At 53.0% G+C, this 24006-nt stretch carries 24 protein-coding genes; 10 read left to right on the plus strand and 14 right to left on the minus strand.

All coding sequences use genetic code 11. The annotated features are described in order from the left end of the window. Positions 1-5: 5 nt before the first annotated feature. Complete coding sequence (locus AC6I9Z_RS12900; protein ID WP_461456197.1) at positions 6-740, minus strand: L,D-transpeptidase family protein; 735 nt, start codon at positions 738-740, stop codon at positions 6-8. A gap of 230 nt (positions 741-970) precedes the next feature. Here AC6I9Z_RS12900 and AC6I9Z_RS12905 point away from each other — a divergent pair, with 230 nt between their 5' ends. From AC6I9Z_RS12905 to AC6I9Z_RS12925, 5 genes are all read left to right on the plus strand, one after another. Then, complete coding sequence (locus AC6I9Z_RS12905; RefSeq protein ID WP_461456198.1) at positions 971-2140, plus strand: aspartyl/asparaginyl beta-hydroxylase domain-containing protein; 1170 nt, start codon at positions 971-973, stop codon at positions 2138-2140. 108 nt (positions 2141-2248) lie between these two features. Further along, positions 2249-2482: a hypothetical protein gene (locus tag AC6I9Z_RS12910; RefSeq protein WP_461456199.1), complete on the plus strand. Its 234-nt coding sequence runs from the start codon at positions 2249-2251 to the stop codon at positions 2480-2482. 212 nt (positions 2483-2694) lie between these two features. Beyond that, complete coding sequence (locus AC6I9Z_RS12915; RefSeq protein ID WP_461456925.1) at positions 2695-3948, plus strand: MFS transporter; 1254 nt, start codon at positions 2695-2697, stop codon at positions 3946-3948. A gap of 22 nt (positions 3949-3970) precedes the next feature. Continuing rightward, positions 3971-4891 carry a cysteine synthase A gene (gene cysK / locus AC6I9Z_RS12920; protein ID WP_461456200.1) on the plus strand — a complete coding sequence of 307 codons (921 nt, stop codon included), beginning with the start codon at positions 3971-3973 and terminating at the stop codon, positions 4889-4891. Continuing rightward, positions 4888-5601 (plus strand): dienelactone hydrolase family protein, encoded by a 714-nt coding sequence (locus AC6I9Z_RS12925; RefSeq protein WP_461456201.1) that lies wholly within the window; start codon positions 4888-4890, stop codon positions 5599-5601. Before cysK ends, AC6I9Z_RS12925 begins: the two co-directional genes overlap by 4 nt. Before the next feature lie 53 nt (positions 5602-5654). Here AC6I9Z_RS12925 and AC6I9Z_RS12930 read toward each other — a convergent pair whose 3' ends face one another. The 5 genes from AC6I9Z_RS12930 to hisI form a co-directional block, all read right to left on the minus strand. Next, positions 5655-5933: a hypothetical protein gene (locus AC6I9Z_RS12930; RefSeq protein ID WP_109356745.1), complete on the minus strand. Its 279-nt coding sequence runs from the start codon at positions 5931-5933 to the stop codon at positions 5655-5657. A 165-nt stretch (positions 5934-6098) separates the two neighbouring features. Continuing rightward, on the minus strand, positions 6099-7901 hold the full coding sequence (locus AC6I9Z_RS12935) for an acyl-CoA dehydrogenase C-terminal domain-containing protein (RefSeq protein ID WP_461456202.1): 1803 nt from the start codon (positions 7899-7901) through the stop codon (positions 6099-6101). A gap of 55 nt (positions 7902-7956) precedes the next feature. After that, positions 7957-8394, minus strand: coding sequence for a MerR family transcriptional regulator (locus tag AC6I9Z_RS12940; RefSeq protein ID WP_109356743.1), 438 nt, complete (start codon positions 8392-8394; stop codon positions 7957-7959). Between the two features lie 36 nt (positions 8395-8430). Further along, entirely contained in the window at positions 8431-8967 is a 537-nt protein-coding gene (locus AC6I9Z_RS12945) for a hypothetical protein (protein WP_461456203.1), read from the minus strand. Further along, positions 8964-9338: a phosphoribosyl-AMP cyclohydrolase gene (hisI, locus tag AC6I9Z_RS12950; RefSeq protein WP_461456204.1), complete on the minus strand. Its 375-nt coding sequence runs from the start codon at positions 9336-9338 to the stop codon at positions 8964-8966. The genes AC6I9Z_RS12945 and hisI overlap by 4 nt, the downstream gene beginning before the upstream one ends. Positions 9339-9534: 196 nt before the next feature. Between hisI and purF the strand changes: the two genes are divergently transcribed. Both purF and AC6I9Z_RS12960 read left to right on the plus strand, forming a co-directional pair. Then, on the plus strand, positions 9535-11028 hold the full coding sequence (gene purF / locus AC6I9Z_RS12955; RefSeq protein WP_461456205.1) for an amidophosphoribosyltransferase: 1494 nt from the start codon (positions 9535-9537) through the stop codon (positions 11026-11028). Positions 11029-11043: 15 nt separating this feature from the next. Further along, complete coding sequence (locus tag AC6I9Z_RS12960; RefSeq protein WP_461456206.1) at positions 11044-11745, plus strand: SDR family NAD(P)-dependent oxidoreductase; 702 nt, start codon at positions 11044-11046, stop codon at positions 11743-11745. Here the strand turns inward: AC6I9Z_RS12960 and AC6I9Z_RS12965 are convergent. From AC6I9Z_RS12965 to AC6I9Z_RS12995, 7 genes are all read right to left on the minus strand, one after another. Continuing rightward, on the minus strand, positions 11738-12970 hold the full coding sequence (locus AC6I9Z_RS12965; protein ID WP_461456207.1) for a serine hydrolase domain-containing protein: 1233 nt from the start codon (positions 12968-12970) through the stop codon (positions 11738-11740). The genes AC6I9Z_RS12960 and AC6I9Z_RS12965 overlap by 8 nt on opposite strands. A 16-nt stretch (positions 12971-12986) precedes the next feature. After that, positions 12987-14246, minus strand: a complete 1260-nt coding sequence (locus AC6I9Z_RS12970) for a class I SAM-dependent methyltransferase (protein ID WP_461456208.1) — start codon at positions 14244-14246, stop codon at positions 12987-12989. A 66-nt stretch (positions 14247-14312) separates the two neighbouring features. Continuing rightward, positions 14313-15095, minus strand: a complete 783-nt coding sequence (locus tag AC6I9Z_RS12975; RefSeq protein ID WP_461456209.1) for an SDR family oxidoreductase — start codon at positions 15093-15095, stop codon at positions 14313-14315. Between the two features lie 159 nt (positions 15096-15254). Next, entirely contained in the window at positions 15255-16646 is a 1392-nt protein-coding gene (locus AC6I9Z_RS12980) for a cryptochrome/photolyase family protein (protein ID WP_461456210.1), read from the minus strand. Beyond that, a complete protein-coding gene (locus AC6I9Z_RS12985; RefSeq protein WP_461456211.1) occupies positions 16643-17665 on the minus strand; it encodes a metal-dependent hydrolase in 1023 nt (340 codons plus the stop codon). The genes AC6I9Z_RS12980 and AC6I9Z_RS12985 overlap by 4 nt, the downstream gene beginning before the upstream one ends. A 205-nt stretch (positions 17666-17870) precedes the next feature. Further along, positions 17871-18899, minus strand: coding sequence for a 2-oxoacid:ferredoxin oxidoreductase subunit beta (locus AC6I9Z_RS12990; protein ID WP_461456212.1), 1029 nt, complete (start codon positions 18897-18899; stop codon positions 17871-17873). Beyond that, positions 18896-20785 carry a 2-oxoacid:acceptor oxidoreductase subunit alpha gene (locus AC6I9Z_RS12995; protein ID WP_461456213.1) on the minus strand — a complete coding sequence of 630 codons (1890 nt, stop codon included), beginning with the start codon at positions 20783-20785 and terminating at the stop codon, positions 18896-18898. The genes AC6I9Z_RS12990 and AC6I9Z_RS12995 overlap by 4 nt, the downstream gene beginning before the upstream one ends. A 200-nt stretch (positions 20786-20985) precedes the next feature. On the opposite strand from AC6I9Z_RS12995, the gene AC6I9Z_RS13000 reads away from it, so the two are divergent. The 3 genes from AC6I9Z_RS13000 to AC6I9Z_RS13010 are packed head-to-tail and all read left to right on the plus strand — an operon-like array spanning position 20986 to position 23397. After that, a complete protein-coding gene (locus AC6I9Z_RS13000) occupies positions 20986-21930 on the plus strand; it encodes an alpha/beta hydrolase (protein ID WP_461456214.1) in 945 nt (314 codons plus the stop codon). Next, positions 21927-22415: an RNA pyrophosphohydrolase gene (locus AC6I9Z_RS13005; protein ID WP_461456215.1), complete on the plus strand. Its 489-nt coding sequence runs from the start codon at positions 21927-21929 to the stop codon at positions 22413-22415. The genes AC6I9Z_RS13000 and AC6I9Z_RS13005 overlap by 4 nt, the downstream gene beginning before the upstream one ends. 31 nt (positions 22416-22446) lie before the next feature. After that, on the plus strand, positions 22447-23397 hold the full coding sequence (locus AC6I9Z_RS13010) for a DUF481 domain-containing protein (protein ID WP_461456216.1): 951 nt from the start codon (positions 22447-22449) through the stop codon (positions 23395-23397). 6 nt (positions 23398-23403) lie between these two features. On the opposite strand, the gene AC6I9Z_RS13015 is transcribed toward AC6I9Z_RS13010, so the two are convergent. Next, positions 23404-23937, minus strand: coding sequence for a tetratricopeptide repeat protein (locus AC6I9Z_RS13015; protein WP_461456217.1), 534 nt, complete (start codon positions 23935-23937; stop codon positions 23404-23406). Between the last annotated feature and the right edge of the window lie 69 nt (positions 23938-24006).

The raw sequence follows: 24006 nt of genomic DNA on the forward strand, positions 1-24006 counted from the left end.
CCGGATCAGCCCGCAACAATTGGCTCGCCAAGATCCAGCATCTTGCCATTGGTGACGATCACCCGGTCACCAAGCTTGACCTGCTCAAACAGCAACCGGGCAAATTCATGGGGCACGCCAATGCAGCCGCGTGTCCCATATCCCCATTTCACTTCAGCGGCATGAATGGCAATACCGTCATTGGTTAGGCGCAGCATATAGGGCATCGGGACATGATAGATGTTGGAGACATGATCCTTGCTTTTTTGGGTAATCGGAAAAACACCGGTCGGCGTCGGTTTCAGAGCATCGCCGAATTTTATTACCGTCGCCCCAATTTCATAGCCGTCCCTGAAAACAGACAGTGATTCGGCCTTTAGATCGACGGTGATCACAATCTCACCATCTGGCACACCTTCATCGTCCCATTTATAATACCCATGCACAAATGGCTCATCAATCTGAAGGATACGCTTGACGACAAAAGGCGATGCCGGTTTCGACTGTATCGCAGAAACCGTATCCACAGCATTCGCCACCGGTGGAATATCTATTGCAACATCCGTAGGCGGAACAGTTGCGGCTATAGAGGTATCAAGCGGTTTCTCGGGCGACTTGCTGGACAGTTCGCTTGTAGACTGAGTAGCCGGTGTCTCAACGACAATAGCCCGGGTAGCTCCCAGAGTCAGGAGTGCAGCAAGTCCAACTCCTGCCAAAAACAGTATCGTCTTGCTGATCCGCATTGCGATATCATGAGTCATGTCCAAAGCCCCTCAAACGTTAAGAAGCTGTTTACCAAAATCAAAAACACGCAGCCATCACGGATTTCGGCCTGTACCGCTGGGAGACGGAGAAACAGGAAAGATTAAAAAGCATCGTTAAAAGCTGCGCTGACCAGCTATTGGTCTACCGGACCGCATACAAAACTCACTTGTGGCAAGCAGCTGACAGAAGCAGTTGCACAAGACTTTTGATCCGATATAGCAAAACCATGACCTTATCAGCAGCAGATGCCCAGACACTTTTACAGGATAGCGTGACGGCCCTGCGGGCCGGAAACGCGGTAAAAGCGCGCTCCCTATTGGAAGAATTGCAACAGGCTGGCGATGCGATCGACCCGCAATGGCTGCTGATGGCCCATGCATGCCGCATGATGGACGATAACGAGGCGGAAGAAGCGGCTCTCCAAAAATTACTCGCGATAGACAAACGCCATCTGGCGGCTTTGCTTTTGATGGGCGAACTAAAAGCCCGTCAAAATGATGATCGTGCGGCTAATGGTTTTTACAAAGCCGCCCTGAATATGGTTAGCGTCGGTGCCAGAGTAACCGATGATCTGCGCCCCAAACTAAAACAGGCAGAAGAATTTCTCGCCGGTGCACATGGCCGTTTTGAAAACTTTCTCTTGCGCAAACTCAATGAAGCCGGTCTCCAGGGTGATGATACACCAAAGCCTGTGACCAATGCCATTGACATGTTGATGGGCAGACGGGAGATTTTTCACCAGAAACCATCAATGTTCCATTATCCCGGAATGCCGCAGCGCGAATTCTATGAACGACGTGAGTTTCCTTGGCTGGAACATCTGGAAGCTGCCATTCCCGATATGAAAGACGAACTGGCTGCTGTACTCGCAAAGACACAAAAATTCTCACCCTATGTCGAGTCGATTGCCAATCGCCCTCGCCCCAACAATCCTTTGCTGGATGATTCAAGCTGGGGAGCTTTTTATTTCTGGAAAAGCGGTGAAGAGATTACCGAAAATACCGCGCAATGCCCAAAAACCGTATCAGCGCTGGGCGCTGCGCCTATCCCGATCATAAAAGAGCGTTCCCCAATGGCACTCTATTCAGTGCTGGAAGCAGACACCCATATCGCGCCACATTATGGTCTGCTCAATACACGTTTAATCTGTCACATACCGCTTATCCTTCCGGCCGATTGTGCGTTGCGTGTGGGCGGTGAAACACGGCCGTGGAAAGACGGTGAAGCACTTATCTTTGATGATTCTTTCGAACATGAAGCCTGGAACCGCAGTCAAGAACGGCGCGTGATATTACTGTTTGAAGTCTGGCGGCCGGAAATTTCCGAGACCGAGCGATCCGCGCTGACCACCATATTCGAAGCAATCAATGAATATCAGAAGCCGGTCGCTATCTGATCATTTCTCAACAGGGGCGGTGGCGGCTGGACACCGGATCGCCAACGCAAGTTTATCTATCATTTATCCCGCATCGGGCTTGTTTCAGCCGCCGCGAAAGCCGTCGGCATGAGCCGAACCTCTGCTTATAATTTGCGAGATCGTGATGGAGCCGAGAGTTTCGCTGCTGCATGGGACCTTGCGCTTGAGATGGGATACGGCAATGCCGACGATCATGCGATAACGCGGGCGTTGGACGGTTATACTGTACCCTATTTTTACGGCGGCCTGCTACGCGGGGAAATTCGGCGCTATGATAACCGGCTGTTGCTCGCTTCATTGGCGGCGAGAGATGAAAGATGAACCCGTTTGCCGCTCTTGAAAAACGGTTCAACAGAATTTGACCCCTGTTTCACGTATCATTTGTCAACTTTCGTCGTGAACAAACACAGCCATATCCGCCAAAATAAAAATTTGCTGTTCTCAACAGGCCGAGCTGCCTAGAGTCACCCGAAACAATTGATCTTCAAAGAAATCCAGAAACCATCGCCCAGACCGCACCTCATCCTTTTGCGATAGCCAATTACCGCTATTTGTGGTTCTCACGACTGGCATCCATGTTCGCGCTCTATGCGATGATGCTGATCCTCGGCTGGCAAGCCTATAATCTGGCCCGCGAAGATATGGGCATAGGCGCATCGGCTGGCATATTGGGCCTGCTCGGTTTGCTACAATTTGTGCCTCTGTTCATTCTTACTCCTTTAGTCGGGTGGGTAGCTGACCATATGGATCGGCGCTGGATTGCACGAATTGTGCTGGGCGCTCAGGCCGCCATTGCGTTGGTCCTCGGACTGCTTACGGTTTCCGAACAGATTACTCTCTGGTCGATTTATATCATCGCCGTTTTGCTGGGAATATGCAGAGCTTTCCTTGGACCAGCGGTCACGTCGCTTGCGCCTAACCTGGTACCAAAGGAGTCTTTGCCCCGCGCTATCGCCCTTTCGACCATCGCATGGCAGGTCGGCGTTATCGCAGGGCCCGGTATGGCAGGGCCACTCTACAAAATTGCGCCCGCCCTGCCCTATTTTGTCTGCGCTGCGCTTTATGCGTTGGCGACGCTGGCGATCTTCATGATCGGTCCGGTTACGCGTAGCGCAATCGACCGCACCAAAGGCCCGCTGCGTCAGGTGATGGATGGCATGTCCTATGTCTGGACCAACAAGCTGGTTTTGGGGGCAATTACACTCGACCTGCTGGTGATGTTTCTCGCCGGTGCGACAGCAATGATACCGGTTTTTGCCAAAGACATATTGGGGGCTGGCGAGATTGGCCTGTCACTCCTGGCGGCGTCTCCTGCAGTTGGCGCGGTTATTGTCGCCGGCATATTTTCCTTTGCTCCGCTGTCACGCAATGTCGGCAACATGATGTTGATAGCCATGGCGGTCTTTGGCATTGGAACGATCGGTTTCGGGCTCAGCACGTCCCTGCCCCTTTCGATGGCCTGCCTCGCTCTGTGCGGAGCGGCCGATATGTTCGGCGTTTATGTACGCAGTTCCCTGATACAGCTGCACACGCCCGATGATCGGCGCGGCCGGGTCAATGCCGTCAGCCAGATGACAATCAGCGCATCCAATGAACTGGGTGATGCCTTGTCTGGCGGGCTCGCTGTTTTATTTGGCCCTATTGCAGCCATTGTCGCAGGCGGCGCAGGTGCTATAGTAGTGACAGGAATTTGGTCGCGCCTGTTTCCACAACTGGGTGCGGCCAAGACTTTTGATCCCCCGGAGGATTTGGAGAAAGACCAAAACCAGACGGCTAGTGCCACATGAACATGTCTAGGAGAACAGACCAATGATCGCCGATAATATTCTCGAAACCATCGGAAATACGCCGCATATTAAGATGCAGCGCCTGTTTGGTGGTGCCAATGTCTGGATCAAATCAGAGCGATCCAATCCGGGCGGATCGATCAAGGACCGGATTGCGCTGGCGATGATCGAGGATGCCGAGAAGTCCGGAGCATTGAAAGCTGGCGGCACGATTATCGAACCGACATCCGGTAATACCGGGGTCGGCCTGGCCATGGTCGCCGCAGTGAAAGGATATAAACTGGTTCTGGTTATGCCGGAATCAATGTCGCTTGAACGGCGCCGCCTGATGCTGGCTTATGGTGCCAGCTTTGATCTCAGCCCAAAAGAAAAAGGCATGAAAGGTGCTATCGAACGCGCACAGGAATTGATCGAATCCACGCCAGGGGCTTGGATGCCACAGCAATTTGAAAATCCTGCGAATTTCGAGATTCACAAACAGACCACAGCGCAGGAAATACTGGCGGATTTCAAAGATGACCCGCTAGATGCGATTATTACCGGTGTTGGCACCGGAGGCCATATTACCGGTGTAGCCGAAGTGCTGAAACAGGAATGGAGCGGATTGAAAGTCTATGCCGTCGAACCAGCCGGTTCACCGGTCATCAGCGGCGGCCAGCCCGGCCCCCATCCCATTCAGGGCATTGGCGCCGGATTCATTCCGGGTAACCTCCATACGCAGAGCATTGATGGGGCCATTCAGGTTGAACCGGCGGATGCAAAAGCCATGGCGCTTCGCGCCGCAAAAGAAGAAGGCATGCTGGTCGGCATAAGTTCCGGCGCGACAATGGCTGCCATTGCTCAGAAGCTGCCGGAACTTGGTGACGGGGCCAATATACTGGGCTTCAACTACGATACCGGTGAGCGCTATCTATCTGTACCAGAGTTTCTGCCCGAAGAATGAGCTCTATCGAAGTCAACACATTCACCTATCATCATGGTGATCTGGAACTCGCGGGCTATATGGCCCAGCCGAGCCGCTATCCGCGCGCCGGCATATTGATTGTTCCGACCATCGCTGGTCCGAACAAGATCATGTTCGAACGCGCACGCTGGCTTGCCTCACAAGGCTATGCTGCGATGGTCTGCGACCTTTATGGTCAGGGTGAAATTACCGACCACCGTGTGGCTTCGTCCATGGCCAATGCGCTTCGGGCGGATCCCGAAAATTATCGGGAACGATTTCGCTGCGCACTGGACGAACTCCGCACACGATCCAAGCTCGCGAACCATCGCATCGCTGCGATCGGCTATTGTATGGGCGGAGAAATCGTCCTGGAGATGGCACGCGGCGGCGAAGACTTGGCTCTGGTGGTCAGCTTTCACGGGTTACTAGCGACGCCGCTTCCGGCAAAAAGGGGAGCGATCAAGGCACGGATACTGGTCTGCCATGGCAGAGCGGACCCTCTTGTTCCGCCAAAACAGGTAAGGGCTTTCCTGGAAGAAATGGATATCGCCGGTGCCGACTGTCACATGCACACATATACGGGAGTAGTGCATGGCTTTACCGACCCCTTAAGTGACAGCAAGCCACTCGATGCGGTTGCCTATAACAAGTCGGCAGATCAGCAAAGCAAGGCTGCAATGTTGAGTATGTTCGAAGAGCTTTTTTAAAAAAAACGCCGGGCAAAGCGCGACCCAGCCCGACGTTTTAAGGCAGACTGTTATTAATCGGGTTTGCCGTCGCCATCGTCATCCAACAGATCGGGTTTACCGTCACCATCAGTATCCCAGGCGTCTGGCTTGCCGTCGCCGCTGCGGTCCCATGCATCCATCGTGCCATCACCATCGGTGTCAATTGTTGGCGCAGGAATTTCGGATTCCATTGGCTCTTCTTGTGTATCCTGGGCGGCAATCGCGCCAGTGGCCATGGAGAAACCGACACCAACAGTTATCAAGTAAGGTGTCATCCTTCGCACTGGCTTCAAAGTCTTTTTGGAAGTCATTGCATCTACTCCTAATGCAGATCATTCCCCTGTCTCGCGCAGTAATGTCCCGCCGCCACCCGCAAAACAAGCGGGCAGCGGCTAGACGAGACAAAAACAAGACTTTGCGGCGGTTTTTGAAAACTGCCCGATATCCAGCACTATCTGCCGCTAAGCAAAACAGACCTAGGCGACTGCGAACATCTCAGGTTCGAGGCCCATTATTGCTTCGCTTCCACCTTCGATTTTGCGGCGCAGCGAACCAGTGTCAGGGAAAAAGCGTTCGGAGAAATATTGAGCGGTCACCAGCTTGCTTTCATAAAACTGTGCATTGTCTTCACCCGAAGCCAACGCTTCCGAAGCTGCTTTTGCCATTCTGAGCCACATCAGACCCAGAGCAACAATGCCCATGATATGCATGTAGTGATGGGCGCCTGCCCCGGCATTATTCGGGTTGGCCATAGCATTTTGCATAAACCACATCGTCGCTTTCTGAAGCTCGCCATTGGCTTTTTCGAGACCTTCGGCAAAGCTTTTCAGTTTGTCGTCACCCTTGGCTTCTTCGACCTCTTTGGCGATCACAGCAAATAATGCCTGCACACCGCGGCCACCATTTTGCGCCAGCTTACGGCCAACCAGGTCCATCGCCTGAATACCGTTAGTGCCTTCATAGATCATGGCAATACGGGCATCACGGACATATTGTTCCATACCCCATTCGCCAATATAGCCATGCCCGCCATATACTTGTTGAGCATTGGTCGCGACCTCATAGCCCTTGTCGGTGCCATAGCCTTTGATGACAGGCGTCAGCAACGACAACAGGTCATCCGCCGACTGGCGTTCTTCTTCGGTCTGTGCCTTGTGAATCAGATCAGCCTGAAGTGCACCCCACAAGCACAAGGCTCGCATACCTTCGGTAAAGGCTTTTCCGTCCAGCAGCATCCGACGCACATCGGGATGAACGAATAAAGTGTCCGCTTTTGCCTCGAGATCTTCTGGCCCGGTTAACGCCCGTCCCTGACGCCGGTCGTTGGCATAGTGAACGGCATTTTGATAAGCGACCTCCGCAATGCCCAAGCCTTGCTGACCTACGCCCAGACGCGCGACATTCATCATAATGAACATGGCCGCAAGACCTTTATTCTCTTCACCGACCAGATATCCGGTCGCGCCGTCATAGTTCATCACACAGGTCGAGTTTCCGTGAATGCCCATTTTATGCTCAATAGATCCGCAGGACACCGCATTCCTGTCACCAAGCGAACCGTCTTCGTTGACGATGAACTTCGGCACGATAAACAGAGAAATACCCTTAACACTGTCCGGTGCGTCCGGTGTCTTTGCAAGCACCAGATGAATGATATTGTCGGACATGTCATGTTCACCAGACGAGATAAAGATCTTGGTCCCGGTGATTGCATGAGAACCGTCGGCATTGGGCTCGGCCTTGGTCCGGATCAGTCCCAGATCTGTACCACAATGCGGTTCGGTCAGGTTCATTGTTCCGGTCCATTCACCCGACAACATTTTGGGAACAAACTTGGCTTTCTGTTCGTCACTGCCTTTGGCCAAAATGGACGAGATCGCGCCGTGAGTGAGCCCCGGATACATTGCAAAAGCCATATTGCCGCTGGCCATATATTCTTCAAATGCCATCGAAACGATATGTGGCAGGCCTTGGCCACCAAATTCTTCTGGCCCGGACAAAGTACCCCAGCCTGCCTCGCGATATTGCTTATAGGCATCCTTGAAACCGGTGGGTGTCGTCACACTGCCATCTTCGTGCCGCGTACAACCTTCTTGGTCACCGACCTGATTGAGCGGAAACAGCACGTTTTCAATAAACTTGCTGCCTTCAGTCAAAATGGCATCAATCATTTCAGGCGTGGCATTTTCGAAACCCGGAAGGTTTGAAAAGCGTTCAATTCCAAGAACGTTGTTGATGATGAATTGCGTATCACGGACGGGCGCTTGATAATTTGGCACTTTTTATGACTTTCTCTTAAATGGGAATAGCCAGATAATACTGGCAAATTGTCCTCTAACTCTGTTGTACTTTGGCGTCTTTCACAGCCTCTTGCACAATCTTTATAAACTCGGTCAGTTCTTTAATCGAACTGTCTATGTCGCTTCGCTGTTGCTTAAGCAGGTCTACTTTTTCCTGGCATCGATCAATCGTCACCTTCATTTGCGTAATTCGCCCGTCACCAAGATCATAAAGATCAATCATCTCGCGAATCTCGGTCAGGCTGAAGCCGACGTTTTTAGCGCGCATGATCCATGCAAGACGTGCCCGATCACGTTTTGTATAGATACGAGTCAGACCTTTGCGATGCGGTGCGATAAGGCCTTCGTCTTCATAAAAACGGAGCGCACGAGCCGTGACTCCAAATTCCTCGGACAGATCGGAAATCGTAAAGGTTTCGCGATTCTTTAAGTCAGGCGTATCAATCTCGGCATGGTTAAGCGATTTCGACATGCCTCCTTGTAGCTTACGCTAACGTAAACGTCAATACTAACCGCTGGGACATAAGCTATCGATTTCACGACCGCGGGTTGATCGTGCTACCGCGTCCCCTTCTCCCACCAAGTAGAAACTAACGCCGTCGAGAACCGCCCGTGGCGTGCAATAGCTCGCACAAGTTTCTGGCAAATTGCCCGGGAAGCGAAGAGAAACGCCATCAAAACTTGCGGTAAAACCACATCTTTGTTCGCTGTCCAAAATTATCTCAACGTCTTCGCCTAACCGTCTAGCAGCCCCCAACCCTTCGCATTTGCTATCTGGTCCAAAAACCGCGAGTAGGCCAATCTGATAACCGGCTTCATCATTACCAACCGCGCAAAATCGATCTTCTCCCAGATCACTTTGTCTCTCAAAGGCTCCTGATAAACTAACGTTGCGAACATCTGGAATAACGCCCGCTTCGATCGCCGCTCTTTCCAGCTCTGAAGGCTCGTCTGTCGAAACTACAAGAGGTTGATCGGATTCTGTACCGGACTGATTGCAGGCAACCAATAAGCACGCGGCCAGTGCAACAACCCTGGGTCTCATTCGATATGCACCAAGCCGTCCTTTCCCACTATGCGGTAAAAACAGCTCGGGACTCCTGTATGGCAGGTCGGTCCAGCAGGCTTGGCCCTGATCCATACAGCGTCTTGATCACAGTCAATGCGCGACTCGACAACTTTCAGGATATTGCCGGACGTCTCACCTTTTTTCCACAGCGCCTGACGGCTTCGCGAATAGAAATGCGCGACACCGGTTTCTACGGTCAAATGAAGCGCCTCGGCATTCATAAACGCCACCATCAGAACATCGCCTGACGAATCGTCTGTGACAACGGCGCTTATCAAACCGTTCGAATCATATTTGGGATCAAGCTGCGAACCAGACTCGCGGTCGGTATTTTGATTATCGATCATTCGCTTGAATTAGGGTTACCGACCACTACATGCAACGCAAAACCGGTCTTTCCGTAGTCAAGTCTGTGAAACGCGACAAATATGATATTTTTATGACCAAGGGGGAAGACAAACCCGGGAATCAAATCTATATCCCTGCCATCCCCTGCTGGCGTCATTAAGGCGCGTATATTTTGGGCAGCAAACAAGGTGCGATATGCTTACAACCCACCCGTTTGAAGATGACAAACTACGTGAAGAATGCGGTGTATTTGGTGTCGCCGGAGTTGAAGACGCCGCCGCGATGGTTGCTCTGGGCCTTCATGCCTTGCAACATCGCGGACAGGAGGCAGCCGGAATCACATGCCGCAATGGCCGCGAATTCTATAGTCATCGTGCCCTTGGCCCCGTGGCAGGCAATTTCGATAGCCAGGAAGTCATGGACAAGCTGCGCGGCGACTATGCTTGCGGCCATGTCCGCTATTCAACTACCGGTGCGGGAACATTACGCAACATTCAGCCGCTGGAAGCAGATCTTGCTTCTGGCGGTTTTGCTATCGCTCATAACGGAAATATTTCCAATGCACTGAAGTTACGACACGAGTTGGTGCAGAACGGATCGATATTTCAGTCAACCAGCGATACCGAAGTGATCATTCACCTGCTGGCGACATCAAAATACCGGACACTTCTGGACAAGTTTATCGATGCTCTCAGAAAGGTGGAGGGCGCCTACTCACTCATTTGCATGACACCGGAAGGCATGATTGCTTGTCGCGATCCTCTGGGCATCCGGCCTTTGGTGATAGGTAAAATTGGCGATGCCTATGTTTTCGCATCAGAGACAGTGGCCCTCGACCTTGTCGGTGCAGACTATGTCCGAAGCGTTGATGCCGGCGAGTTGATCGTAGTCTCCAACGGCGAAATGCGTTCGCATCGACCATTTGGACAAACAAACCCTCGCCCCTGCATTTTCGAGCATGTCTATTTCTCGCGTCCGGATTCCATCGTCGATGGCTCGTCAGTTTACAGCGTACGCAAAGAGATCGGTGCGCAACTCGCCATCGAAAACCCCGTCGACGCAGATTATGTCATACCCGTTCCAGACAGTGGAACACCCGCTGCCATCGGTTATGCAGAACAGTCAGGCATCCCATTTGAACTGGGCATCATTCGGTCCCACTATGTCGGCCGCACTTTCATTCAACCCGGTGACGGCGTCCGTCATCTTGGCGTAAAACTTAAGCACAATGCCAACAGACCATTGGTAAACGGTAAAAAAATTGTCCTGATCGATGACAGTATCGTGCGTGGAACCACCAGTCTGAAAATCGTCCAGATGATGCGCGAAGCTGGTGCCGCAGAAGTGCATATGCGTATCGCCAGCCCGCCGACCATGCACAGCTGCTTTTATGGTGTGAACACGCCAACACGGGAAAAATTGCTGGCTGCGATGAAATCGGTGGAGCAAATGTGCGAATATATTCAAGCAGACAGCCTCTCCTTCATTTCCATAGATGGACTTTACAAAGCCGTTGGTGAGGAATCACGTCAGGAAGTGGCGCCACAATATTGTGATGCCTGCTTCACCGGCGCGTACCCAACACCGCTCACAGATCAGGAAGGTGGGCAGCAGCCTGATCAACTTACCCTGTTAAATGAGAAGGTGGCGGCAAAAGAAACACCTATATTGGTCGAGCAAGTTGGATAGGTTTGAAATTTAAAAATGAGTTTTGAAAATCAACTGGCGCTGGTCACCGGCGCAAGTCGCGGTATTGGTGCTGCTACTGCTATCGCTTTGGCGGCGAAAGGCGCGCATGTCATATTGACGGCTCGCACCGCGCAAGACCTGGAAGAGATAGAAGAGAAGATTCACCAGGCCGGTGGACATGCTACTATTGCGCCTCTGGATCTCACCGATGGGGATAGCATAGGTCGCCTCGCTCATGCCATCTCGGATCGCTGGGAAGCGCTTGATATTATGGTCCTCAATGCCGCCATGCTTGGGACTTTAACACCCGTCCCAGCCATTGACGGGAAGGAATTCAATAGTCTTTTGACACTCAACCTGATCGCACAGCAAGCATTGATCGCTGCGTTCGATCCGATGATGCGCAAGAGCGAAGATGCGCGCCTACTCGCGATCACCAGCAGCGTGGGCCGATCTCCCCGTGCTTTTTGGGGGGCTTATGGAGCCTCCAAAGCTGCGCTCGAAACGTTGGTCATCAGCTATGGCGAAGAGATGCGTAACCTTGGAAAATTACGCACCGCTATAATCAACCCGGGCCGCACTCGAACCAATATGCGAGCAAGCGCCTATCCCGGCGAGGACCCGCAATCGGTCAAACCGCCCGAGGTCGTGGCAGATCGCATGGTTGAAATTCTCGCCAGCGATTTTGAAACCGGCGAGCGTTTCGATATCAGTTAACAGCAGCCGCTTCGGTTGCTTCTCCATTCTCTGAATCCAGATAGGCTTTCACCGCATTGAAAAAGGCGATTCGTTGAGCACCCTGCTCTTCCGGGGTTGCACTTGGCCAATTGCTGTTACTGGCGACAACCAATTTACGAGCCGGATCGATGAATATCCCCTGCCCGAAAATACCCTGACCGGCAAAGCTGCCGTCATCAAAAGTCCACCATTGATAACCATAGCCGCGGCCTGGAACGTCGATATCAGCCTGTTTGGTTCCGGCCTTGGCAAACCATCCATCCGGTACGATGGACTCGCCATCAATCATACCGCCATTCATTGCGAACTGGCCGAAAAGCGCATAGTCCCTGACGGTCGCAGAAATACAGCAACCGCCGATTTCCTTGCCGCCTTCATTCAGCAGCCATTCCCCGTCCTGTGACATGCCATAAGGTGCCCAGACCTTTTCAGAGAGATATTCAGATATCGTCTTGCCTGTCGCCTTGGCTACCAGCACACCAATGAGATTGGTTTCACCTGTATTATATTGCCAACGTGTGCCGGGTTCTGCTTCGCTTTCCAACGTCTTCATATACACGATAATCGGATCAACACCGTCAACCGGCTTGGTACTATTGAACAGCGCTACATCGGATTTGGGATCGGCATAATCCTCGTTCCATTTGACACCGGACGTCATGGTCAAAAGTTGCTCGACAGTCACCCCGTCATAGCCGCTACCTTTTAGCTCCGGGATATAATCTGTCAGCGGATCATCGATTGACTTGATGAAGCCGTCTTTGATGGCCGCGCCGACCATTGTTGACACCAAGGATTTCGCTACAGAAAAAGATGTCCAGCGATCATCCTTGCCGAATTCCATCCGATATTCTTCCAGCCGGATTTTACCATCCTGCAATATCACAATGCCAGCCGAACGCTGATCAGCCATATACTGATCTACAGATAGCATCTTCCCATCCACCTCAAACTCTTTCGGGAACGCTTCACCCTGCTCCAGCACTTTCGGTGCATCGCCAGCCGCGATCGTGTTTGATGGAACGAGCGTATCCATCATACGAAAGGCTTTGTTGCGCTGATCGTCTGTCCAGAACAGAATGTTCTTGTCTGTAGGCAGTCCAGCTGCATCAGCAGCTACTTCCTTGACCTTCTCACAACCCGGCAGCGCCAGACATAGTCCAACACCCGTCATTGCCAATGTCAATTTTTTCCCCAAACTCATGGTCCACTCCTGTTTTTCATTTTTCTTTTGTTAAAGTAACTTGCGAGACATTGATACCGCCGCCCCTGAAGCCGCCTTCACAATATGTAAGATAATAGCGCCAAAGCCGAACAAAATGCTCATCAAATCCCGCTGGTAATTTGCCTTGATCGACGACCGCATCGAAACGCTCGCGCCAGATTTTCAGCGTTTCCGCGTAGTCAGGACCAAAGTCGCGGTGATCCGACCATGCCAGTCCGCGCTCTTCTGCAAGCGCCCGAAACCGCCTTTCCGAAAGCAACATTCCGCCGGGAAAAATATAGGTCTGAATAAAGTCAGCACTGGCGGCATATTGTTCGAAAATATCATCGGCGATGCTGATATATTGAATGGCAGCATGTCCACCTGGTTTCAGATTGCGCGCCACGCAATCGAGAAAGTCAGGCCAGTATTTCTGCCCGACCGCTTCGACCATCTCAACGCTGGCAATCGCGTCATATTGTCCATCTACGTCACGATAATCCTGAATCAGGAAATTGGCCTCCGGATGTTGCTTGCGCGCCCATTCGGTTTGCTCGTCGGATAAAGAAATACCGGTTACGTCCAGCCCGTGGTCTCGCGCCAGTGTTCCCGACAAAAATCCCCAACCGCATCCGATCTCCAAGACCTTCTGACCGGGCTTGGTATCGAGACGGCTGGCTATCGCCGCAACCTTCTTCGCCTGCGCTTCGTCTAGCGCTTCTGCTTTTCCTTCCGCATCTTCGAACAATGCGCTGGAATAGCTCATGCTTTCGTCGAGCCACAGGCGGTAGAAATCATTGCCCAGATCATAGTGATATTGGATATTCTGCCGGGCGCCTGTTTTGTCGTTATGCCGCCGCGAATGGCGCATTTTGGCAATAAATCGAAATATACCGGCAGCCCGCCCGGTGTCTTTCAATCCATCACGGTTCCGCGTGAATAGATCAAACACCGGCACCAAGTCCGGACTTTCCCACTCGCCGAGTTCCCAGGCGCGATACCAGCCAACTGAACCGCTATTCACCAGACGCAGCAAAGCTGTCCAGCTATGGAGCGTGATTTCCGCCATTGGCCCTTCGCCACGTCCACCAACAATGCGAGTGGTGCCATCGGGCAATTTGCCTTCAAACGTGCCATGATCCATGCCGGCGTCGATCCGGTCCAGTATCCGGTGAAAGCCCGGCGCGGTCAGGCGCGCGAACAATCCGCCCCCTGTCCCGAAGCGCTTACGCGCGTCAAGCAGGTGTTTGCCTCGTTTTGGTGCCTCCGCATTCATGATGCAAATATGGACCAGTGGTAACTGCTTGGCAATGCGGAACTATCCGTATTAATGACTAACAATTCAAGACCCCGGAGCCGCAGCAGAGCCAGCCAATATGCCGCCATCAATGGTCATTTCGGTGCCAGTGATATAGCTCGCCTCGTCCGAAGCCAGCAGCACAGCAACAGCCGCCACCTCTTCGGCCTCACCAAAGCGCCGCATCGGCGTATCCTTTACCATCGCTTCAATCGCGGCCTCGCGCTGCGCGCCTTCACCCAACATCGGTTCCCACATCGGTGTCATGATTGCGGCGGGATGAATCGAGTTACATCGGATATTCAATCCCAGCTGCGCGCAATAGAGCGCCACCGATTTGCTGTGGTTACGGATGGCAGCCTTTGAGGATGCATAGGCCGCAGCACCGGGAATGCCCACCATACCGGATCGTGACGAGATATTGATGATCGAACCGGCGCCCTTTTCCTTCATCGCGCGAATGGCATAGCGGCACCCCATGAAGGTGCCATCGAGATTGACCCGGTGCACCGCGCGCCAGTCTTCGAGCGAGGCATTTTCCGGGTCATGTGGCGCAATGCTTGCCTCAAACCCGGTAACCCCGGCATTGTTGACGACGACGTCCGCCGAGGGATGCAGCTCGGCCAGATGACCCCAATCCGCTTCCTTTTCGACGTCGAGGACGAGGGTGGGACTTCCCAATTCCTGTCCAGCCTGCGCCAATGTTTCGGCATCCTTATCGGTCAAAAGGACCGACGCTCCCTCGTCTATAAAGGCCTTGGCAATAGCTTTACCAATGCCGCGAGCGGCACCGGTGATAACGCAAAATTTTCCTGATAGTCTGTGCATAAAAGATCCTGAATATAGGTGTCAAAATATCCAGCCCGGCGGACTGAAGGGTTTCATTTTGATTTGCCCGAAGGCGACCTAACTATTCATCGACCTGATATCCTCTTTTCGATTGTTCGGATGAATAAGCATATATTTCAGCCATTTCAATCCTTTCCCTCACTTCACTTGCGCATAGGCATCCAGCGCCCGCGCGCGCGCCTCTTTGTGCGCAATGATTTTTGAACGATAGCTCGGCGGTTTAGCCCCGCTTTCCTCGGGATCATGGATATAGGGATCGCTGATATCCGCCAGTTCCGGCACCCATTTGCGAATATAGTCTCCTGCATTGAATTTTTCCGATTGGGTAAGCGGTGCCATGATGCGAACAAACATATTGCTGTCGACACCGGTTCCGGACGTCCACTGCCAATTGACGCTATTCGACGCAAAATCGGCATCAACAAGCGTGTCCCAAAACCATTTCTCGCCTTCGCGCCAGTCGATCAGCAAATGCTTGATCAGGAAGCTGGCCGTGATCATGCGCACGCGGTTGTGCATCCATCCGGTCGCCCACAATTCCCGCATACCGGCATCGACAATCGGATAGCCGGTCTGACCGCGACACCAGGCGTCATAGTCCTTGCGGACCTTGGGCTCAGACATGTCGCGCCACGGGAACGCGCGGAATTTTTCACGATAGCTTTCCCCGCCATATTGCGGGAATTGCTGAATGATATTTTGCGCATAGTCTCGCCAGACAATCTCTTTGAGATATGTTTCAATCTTGGCACCCTGCCCAGCCAACCGGTTCCAGATCGCGGCCGGACTGATTTCTCCGAAATGCAGATGCGGAGACAGGCGGGACACCAATTGTTCGGATGGCAAGTTACGGCCTTCATCATATTGGGCCGCTTTATCGACAAATGCCTCCAGACTGTCCTGCGCGCCTTGCTCACCCGGCGTCCAATGGTCGGCAAATCCTTTCGCCCAATCCGGTTTGGTTGGAAGCAAATTCCAATCATCCAGAACATCACTGTCGGGCCAGTCGTCCGGCGATTCCAGTGCCTTTTGCGGGACAATCGCTGGCGCCGGCGGCATCCGTTCGCGCAGGGATTTCCAGAATGGTGTGTAGATTTTATAGGGTCCGCCACTACCGGTCTTCAATGTGCCGGGCGGAAGGAGATAATTGCCGTGGTGCAGAACGAGTTCAGTATTATCATTCAATTTGGCCCGTAATTCCTTCTGCGCGTTGAGCCACCAAGGCTCATAATGATGCAGCGCGTGGATCTCTTGGGCACCGCGTTCCTGAGCGAGTTCAGCCAGGATATCGGCCGCTTTGCCGCGACGCAGGATCAACCGTGATCCTTTGACCCGCAAATCGGCATCGAGTGATTTCAGACTGTGATGCAACCACCAGCGCGATGCACCGCCCATTTTGCGATGCTTCGCCGTTTCGTCATCGAGGATATAGATCGGGACGACCGGGCCTTTAGCGGCGGCGGCCGCCAATGCTGCCTGGTCAGCAAGCCGCAAATCTCGGCGGAACCAGAGAATCGTAGGTGACGTCATTGATCACCTTTGGCGGTTTCCCCTGCTCCCGGCTCTGCATCGTTCGGTATTACAGTGGTTATGGCGAAACGGTCCTGAACCAGCGGGCTGCGAAACCGCATGTCGGAAATGTTCAAGGTCACACCGTCTTCAGATGCAGCATCCTTGTCCTGTTGCAAAACCGGCATTCTCGACCAAAACAGAAACGCATCTACATCTGGATCTGACCTTCTGGCTTTATCAACCATGGCCTGCGTTGCATCATTCTCTATCCATTCACCTTTCCAGTAAAAAGGCTCCGGATCGAGGAGATCAAACATCCCTTCGCCATATTTGGCGTCGACACCTTGACCCATTTGCCACAGCATTTCCCGCCGCCAAAAAGTAACAGGTACAGGATTGGCAACCACCTGATCTGGTTTCAGCCCTATACGCTGGGTCACCGCCAGTTCAGTGTCTGTTTCCGCTTTGCCGGTAATCAGACCATTGGCAAAAATATAGGCACAGATCACTGCAAAGCTTATCCATGCCGGCCGCTGCCAGTCGTCCCTGCCCTTTTTCTCCCGCCGCCGTGATATCCAGACGCCCGCGATCATCGCCGCCCAGATCCAGATATCGATAATGAAGATGCTATCGCCATAAAACCATTGCGAGGAAAAGGGCTCGAGCAACCGAATGCCATAGCTGTTGAGCCAATCGAGTGCAGGATGGCTGAGACAACCGATATAGGCCAAAGCCAGGAGCCAGCCCTTGTGAATGGGTAATCGATCTGCTGGCCGTTTGCCGCGTCTGGTCTGCCAGCCATCAAACCATAGCATGATACCGGTGAGGATCAGTGGCAGGATCGCTATCGCAATCGGACCATGCGTAATGCCCCGACGCATGGCAAGATGCTGATGGCCGCCAAGTAGCGGCGCAAACGCATCAATATCGGGAAGATTCGCGGCGATTATCAACGTCGCCATGCCCAGTCCGGTTTTCTTTTTCAGACCGAGTTGGCCAATTACAGCCCCGGCAAGACTATGCGTAAGATTGTCCATGCGATCGGCGGCCTAGAGCAGGTCGAGAAAGTTGACAAATGATACGCGAAACGAGGGTGAAATTCGGTTGAACTGTTTCATATCAGCGACGAAATTTCCGTTCAGAATCGCCCCACCCCATAGCGTGACGAACAGGACTGAAGCCTTGCCTGCATGCTGGCAAAGCAAATCCTACATTGCAAGCATCAAGTGCTGGAAAAGGCCGCTAAAGTTCCGGCCCGTCCTCGGTAACGGTCCAGGTCTGACCTTTGTTGAGCAGCGCCTGCAGATCCGCCTTCTTACCTTCCGCCGCCTTCGCATTTTGCTCAACGACAGCGCTTTCGAATGTCGGACGCGGGTCGTCATAAAGAACACCAATGGCCATCGGGAATTCCCCGAACGGCATTTCAATCAGCATATGCGCGACAGAACGATTGGTCACGTCATGGACGATCACATTGGCCGCCTGCCAGTCACCATCGACCACATCGACGACTTTCAACGACAGGGTTTCACGATCTAGCGTAATGCCCTTTTCGCCTTTTTCAAACAGCATCGGCTCACCATCGGCGAGCAGGAGCTGGGTAGAAGCGGCGGTTTTCTTAGCCGCAAATTCCTCGAAAACATCTTTGTTGTAGACGATACAGTTTTGAAAAATCTCTATAAAAGCGGCACCCTTGTGCGCATGGGCGGCTTTCAGAACATTGGTCAAATCCTTGTGCACGTCAATGCCGCGGGCGATGAACCGGGCGCCGGAGCCCAGTGCAAAGGCACAGGGAGAAGCGGGCCGATCAACCGAACCGTAAGGCGTGGACGGGCTGCTTGTACCAACACGTGATGTCGGGGAATATTGCCCCTTGGTCAGACCGTAAATCTCATTGTTGAACAGCATGATCTGGCAATCCAGATTACGCCGCAACAGGTGCATGGTGTGATTGCCACCGATGGACAGCGCGTCACCGTCACCGGTAATGATCCACACATCCAGATCGGGATTAGCCAACTTGGCACCCGTCGCCACTGCAGGTGCGCGGCCGTGGATCGTGTGAAAACCGTAAGTTTCCATATAATAAGGAAAGCGAGAAGAACAGCCGATCCCACTGACAAACAACGTATCTTCCGGACGGACGCCGAGATCCGGCATCGTCCGCTGCACCGCTTTCAGAATCGCATAGTCACCGCAACCCGGGCACCAGCGTACTTCCTGATCGGTTTCCCAGTCTTTCAGCGTCGTGATTTTTGTCATCTCGTTCATGACAGATTCTCCTCAATCGCCGCTTCAATTTCGGCAATGGTAAAGGGCTGGCCCGATACTTTGTTTACAGGCTTTGCATCGACCAGATATTGATCGCGCAACACAGTTTTCAGCTGCCCGGTATTCATCTCCGGCACTATCACCCGGTCATAGCTTTTCAGCAAATCGCCGAGATTTTTCGGCATCGGCCAGACGTTACGAATATGGATATGACTAACGTCCTTTCCAGCCTCCACGGCACGGCGTACCGCCTGATGGATTGGTCCAAAGGTTGATCCCCAACCGACAACGGCCAGCTTGCCGCCTGCTTTGCCCAGCGCAACATCCTGATCGGGGATGCTGTCGGCAACGCCCAATACCTTGTCGCGCCTGATCTCGGTCATTTGCTGGTGGTTGGCCGCGCCATAATCAATATGGCCGGTATCGATGCCTTTTTCGATGCCGCCAATCCGGTGCATCAATTCCGGCGTGCCCGGTTTGATCCATGGCCGCGCGAGTTTTTCATCACGCGCGTAAGGTTTCAATCCGTCTGCCGGCATTTTGTCCAGGAAGGTTGTGGGAAACGGTTCCAGCGTATCGACATCCGGGATCTTCCAGGGCTCTGCCGCGTTGGCAATATAACCATCGGTGAGCAGCATGACCGGCGTCATATATTGCACCGCTATCCGCACCGCTTCAATCGCACATTCAAATGCATCGCCCGGCGAACGCGCCGCGATGACCGGCATAGGCGCATCACCATTGCGGCCATAAATGGCTTGATAAAGATCCGATTGCTCGGTTTTGGTCGGCAAACCGGTCGAAGGCCCGCCGCGCTGTGAATTGACAATCACCAATGGCAGCTCTGTCATGATAGCCAGCCCCATGGCTTCGCCTTTCAGCGCAATACCGGGACCTGATGAGGATGTAATGCCCAATTTGCCCGCATAGCTCGCACCAATGGCGGCCGCGATCGCGGCAATCTCGTCTTCGGCCTGAAAAGTTGTGACGCCAAATTCTTTGAGACGCGACAAGTGATGCAGGATCGCCGAGGCTGGCGTTATCGGATAACCGCCGAAGAACATCGGCAAGTCTGCCAACTGCGCACCAGCCACCAGACCGAGCGACAGGGCTTCTGCGCCCGTCACCGTGCGATACTCGCCCGGTGCCGACGGAGCAGCACCCACTTTGCGTGTCGTCAGATGACCGCTGCCCAGACCGTCACCGGAAAGTTCGGCGGTTTCCCCATAAGCATGCCCCGCATTCAGCGCGGCAATGTTGGAATCAGCCACATCGGGCAATTTCGCAAATTTGGTCTTGAGCCAATCAATAATCGGCTCACGCTCGCGCTCGAACATCCACAGCGCCAGACCCAGCGTCCACATATTTTTACAACGCAGTGCTTCTTTGTTGCCCAGTCCAAAGGGCTTCACCGCTTCGAGCGTCAGCGCAGAAATATCCAACTTGAGCAATTGCCACTTGGCCAAAGAGCCGTCTTCCAGCGGATTATTTTCATATTTGGCTTTATCGAGATTGCGTTTCCCGAATTCACCCTCGTCAGCAATAATCAAACCGCCTTCACGCAAGGCATCGACGTTGGTCTTCAAGGCAGCGGGATTCATTGCGATCAGAACATCAGGCTGGTCGCCCGCGGTCTCAATGGCGCGGCTGCCAAAGTTAATCTGAAAAGCGGAAACGCCGAAAAGTGTTCCTTGCGGCGCCCGAATTTCAGCAGGAAAATCAGGAAAAGTCGCGAGGTCGCTACCTGCCAATGCCGTGGACAAGGTAAACTGCCCGCCGGTAAGCTGCATGCCATCGCCGCTATCGCCAGCAAAGCGAACGACGACATTCTCCGCATTCGCCGGCTGGTTATTGTCTGAATCGTCCTGTTTAAGCGCCGTAGCCATAAATAATTTCCGTACCCAAAACTCTTTAGAAGATGCGGTAAAGCACTTCTCCCCTCTGCTTCAAACCATAAAAACTACTAGGGATAAAGTTTTTGTTTGAAACGGGAGAAATAGATTGCATCTTGCCTAGTGAACCCCGGCTGATCTACTCGCCACAAGATCAGTAGCAAATCAATATGCAACAATACGGAGATAAGAGGATGACGACGGCTTTTGTGAGACCCGATGCCCAGGCGATGCTGGCGATGCTGGAAACGGCCATGGAGGTCCCGATGGACCAGATGGAGCCAGCTGCTGCGCGCGAAGCCTATGTCGGCATGCGTTTTCTGGTCGACGCAGAACCGACAGAGCTGGCGGTTATCAAAGATCTGACCTGTCCGGGGCCCGCTGGCGATATCAGGCTGCGCTACTATGACAAACAGGCAACGCGAGAAAAAGGCCCTGCAATCATCTTCTATCATGGCGGCGGTTTTGTCATTGGCGATCTGGAAAGCCATCACCCCTATTGCACGGAAATGGCAGCACAAATGGATCTACCGCTGATCGCAGTGGATTATCGGCTTGCGCCGGAAGCACCCTTCCCCGCTGCACCTGATGATTGTGAAGCCGCCACCCGGTGGATCGCAGAAAATGCCAGTAGCGCTCTTGGCATCGAAATAGATGGTCTGATCCCCTGCGGCGACAGCGCGGGCGGCAATCTGGCGATTGTGGTGGCACAAGACTTGGTCAAAAAACCAGCGGCAGTGCCCGTTATTGCACAGGTTCCCATCTATCCTGTCGTCGACAGTACGGCGTCCGAAGGATCAATGCAGGAATTTGCGGAAGGCTTTTTATTGACCAAGGACTCGATGGACTATTTCATGGGTCATTATGCCGGGGTCACTGGCGACGTGCGCTGTGACCCTATCCACGGAGATCTGCCCAGCAGTCCGCCTACGGTGCTCATCACAGGCGGTCTAGACCCGCTCCGGGACCAAGGTCGGGCCTATGCGGCCAAGCTGATTGAAGCCGGTGTTCCGGTGACCTTCATGGAAGCCAAGGGTAATATTCACGGGCTGATTTGCCTGCGCAAGGGCATTCCCTCCTCACAACAGGATGTTGATGACATCTGCAGCGCTCTGAAAGCGACACTGGCCGCTCTATGACCGATTTCAGCCACCTTCCTTATCGACCTTGCGCCGGCATCATGCTTGCCAACACAGATGGCAAAGTCTTTGTCGGGCAGCGACTGGATGCGCAGGACAGCAAATATCCTGATGCCTGGCAAATGCCGCAGGGCGGAATTGACAAGGGCGAGGAAAGCGAGGCCGCGGCGATACGCGAGCTTGAGGAAGAGACGGGTATTTCTGCCGATCTTGTGCAGGTAATTGCCCGCAGTGCAGAAGAATATTTATACGATCTGCCCGACGAATTGTTAGGGAATATCTGGAAGGGAAAATACCGGGGCCAGCGTCAATACTGGTTTCTGATGCGGTTTACAGGCGAAGACAAGCATGTCAATATCGCTACGGACCATGCGGAATTCTCGGATTGGCGGTGGGCCGATCCATCAGATTTGCCCGAAATGATCGTTCCATTTAAACGAGATCTTTATCGCGCAATATTGAAGGAATTTGGACCGCTAATCTGAGTGTAAACTGGAATAGTTACGGGAATATAGTATGTTGCAGAAGATAGTTTGGCCGTTTTCACTAGCGGCTGCTGGCATAGTATCGCCAGCACAAGCAGCTCTTCCTGAACCGGTAAAGGCCATGATTGAGGCAGCCATTGCGTCCGGCAAAGACGCGGAGGTAAAATCCGTTGTTAAGTTTGCCAAAGTTGCGAATCCCGATGATGTTGCCGAAATTGATGCAATGCTTGCAGCATATACCGCAAAGAAAACACAGCTCGCAGCAGCCGAAAAAAAGGCAAAAATGGAAGCGCCCTTTTTCGAAAACTGGACAGGTGAAGGAGAGCTTGGCGGCTTTCGCAACACCGGTAACTCCAGCAATGTTGGCATAAGTGGTGGAATCAAACTGGCAAAGGATGCCGTCGATTGGCGCCTGAAATTTCGTGCACGCGCCGATTATCAACGTAGCAACGGGGTGACCAGCAGAGAGCAATATGCAGCCGCGCTGGAACCAGAGTATAAGATTGATGACCGTCTTTTCATCTATGGATTGGCGCAATATGATCGCGATCGCTTTCAGGGCTTTTCTTCACGCTACACGGTCTCTGGCGGGATCGGCTATACCGTGATCAAAGAGAAAGACATTTTCCTAGATGTGAAAGCCGGACCTGCCTGGCGGCTCACCGAATTTACCGAAGGCGGGTCGGACAGCAGTATCGCCGGCTTGATCGGTCTTGATCTGGGCTGGCAAATTGCCAAAAATCTGAAACTGACTCAGGGCGCAGGCGCAACGTTAGCCTCGGATGCGCAAAGCCTGACGAGCGCCAATGTGATATTTTCTTCCGGTACAAATACTCTGACAGCCACGACGGGGCTGGATGCCAAGATTAACGGAAAGCTGTCTGCGCGCCTTTCTTATGCAATTGAGCACGAGACCAATCCGCCCGATGGGCGCGAAAAAACCGACACGCTTAGCCGTGCCACCTTAGTTTACGACTTTTGAAATAGATCAGTTAGGCTTGACGTCGTCGGCTTTCTCATCGCCGACTTTCGGTTTCGGAGTCACCGCCTGAGCAGACAGAACAGGGGTCTTTTGAGAGGCGGTTATAGCCGAAGACAATTGCGCTGTTTGTGGACAACGGGTCCGGCACAATGTTTCGATCCGCGACAGATTGATTTTGGCCTTTTCAACTGCACCGCGTTGAACCAGCGCTTCGCCCTGTCCTGCCAATGCATCCAGATTATTGGGATCCAGGATCAGTGCCTCACGGTAGAATCTTATGGCTTTACCCGGCAGTTTCTGAACTCGTGCGATCTGGGCCATAGCGATGAAGGCAGACCCGTTTCGTGGATCAACAGCCAAGGCGGTCTCATAGAGGTCTGTAGCCAGCTCCAGATTACCCTTTTTCTGAGCGGCTTCTCCCTGCTGCATATAAGCTACCGAACGCGCCTTGATTTCCACATCTGCTGACTGGCCAAAACTGGCACTGGAAACAGTGGCTAAAACCAGGGACATCGCAAGGGCGGCGGGTGAAAAACGCATAATTAGCTCCAATAAAGACTCAGGCTTTCTAGCAGAGCCACCTGCACGTTCGGTGAACATGCCGGTGCC

The sequence above is a fragment of the Parasphingorhabdus sp. genome, assembly GCF_059726685.1.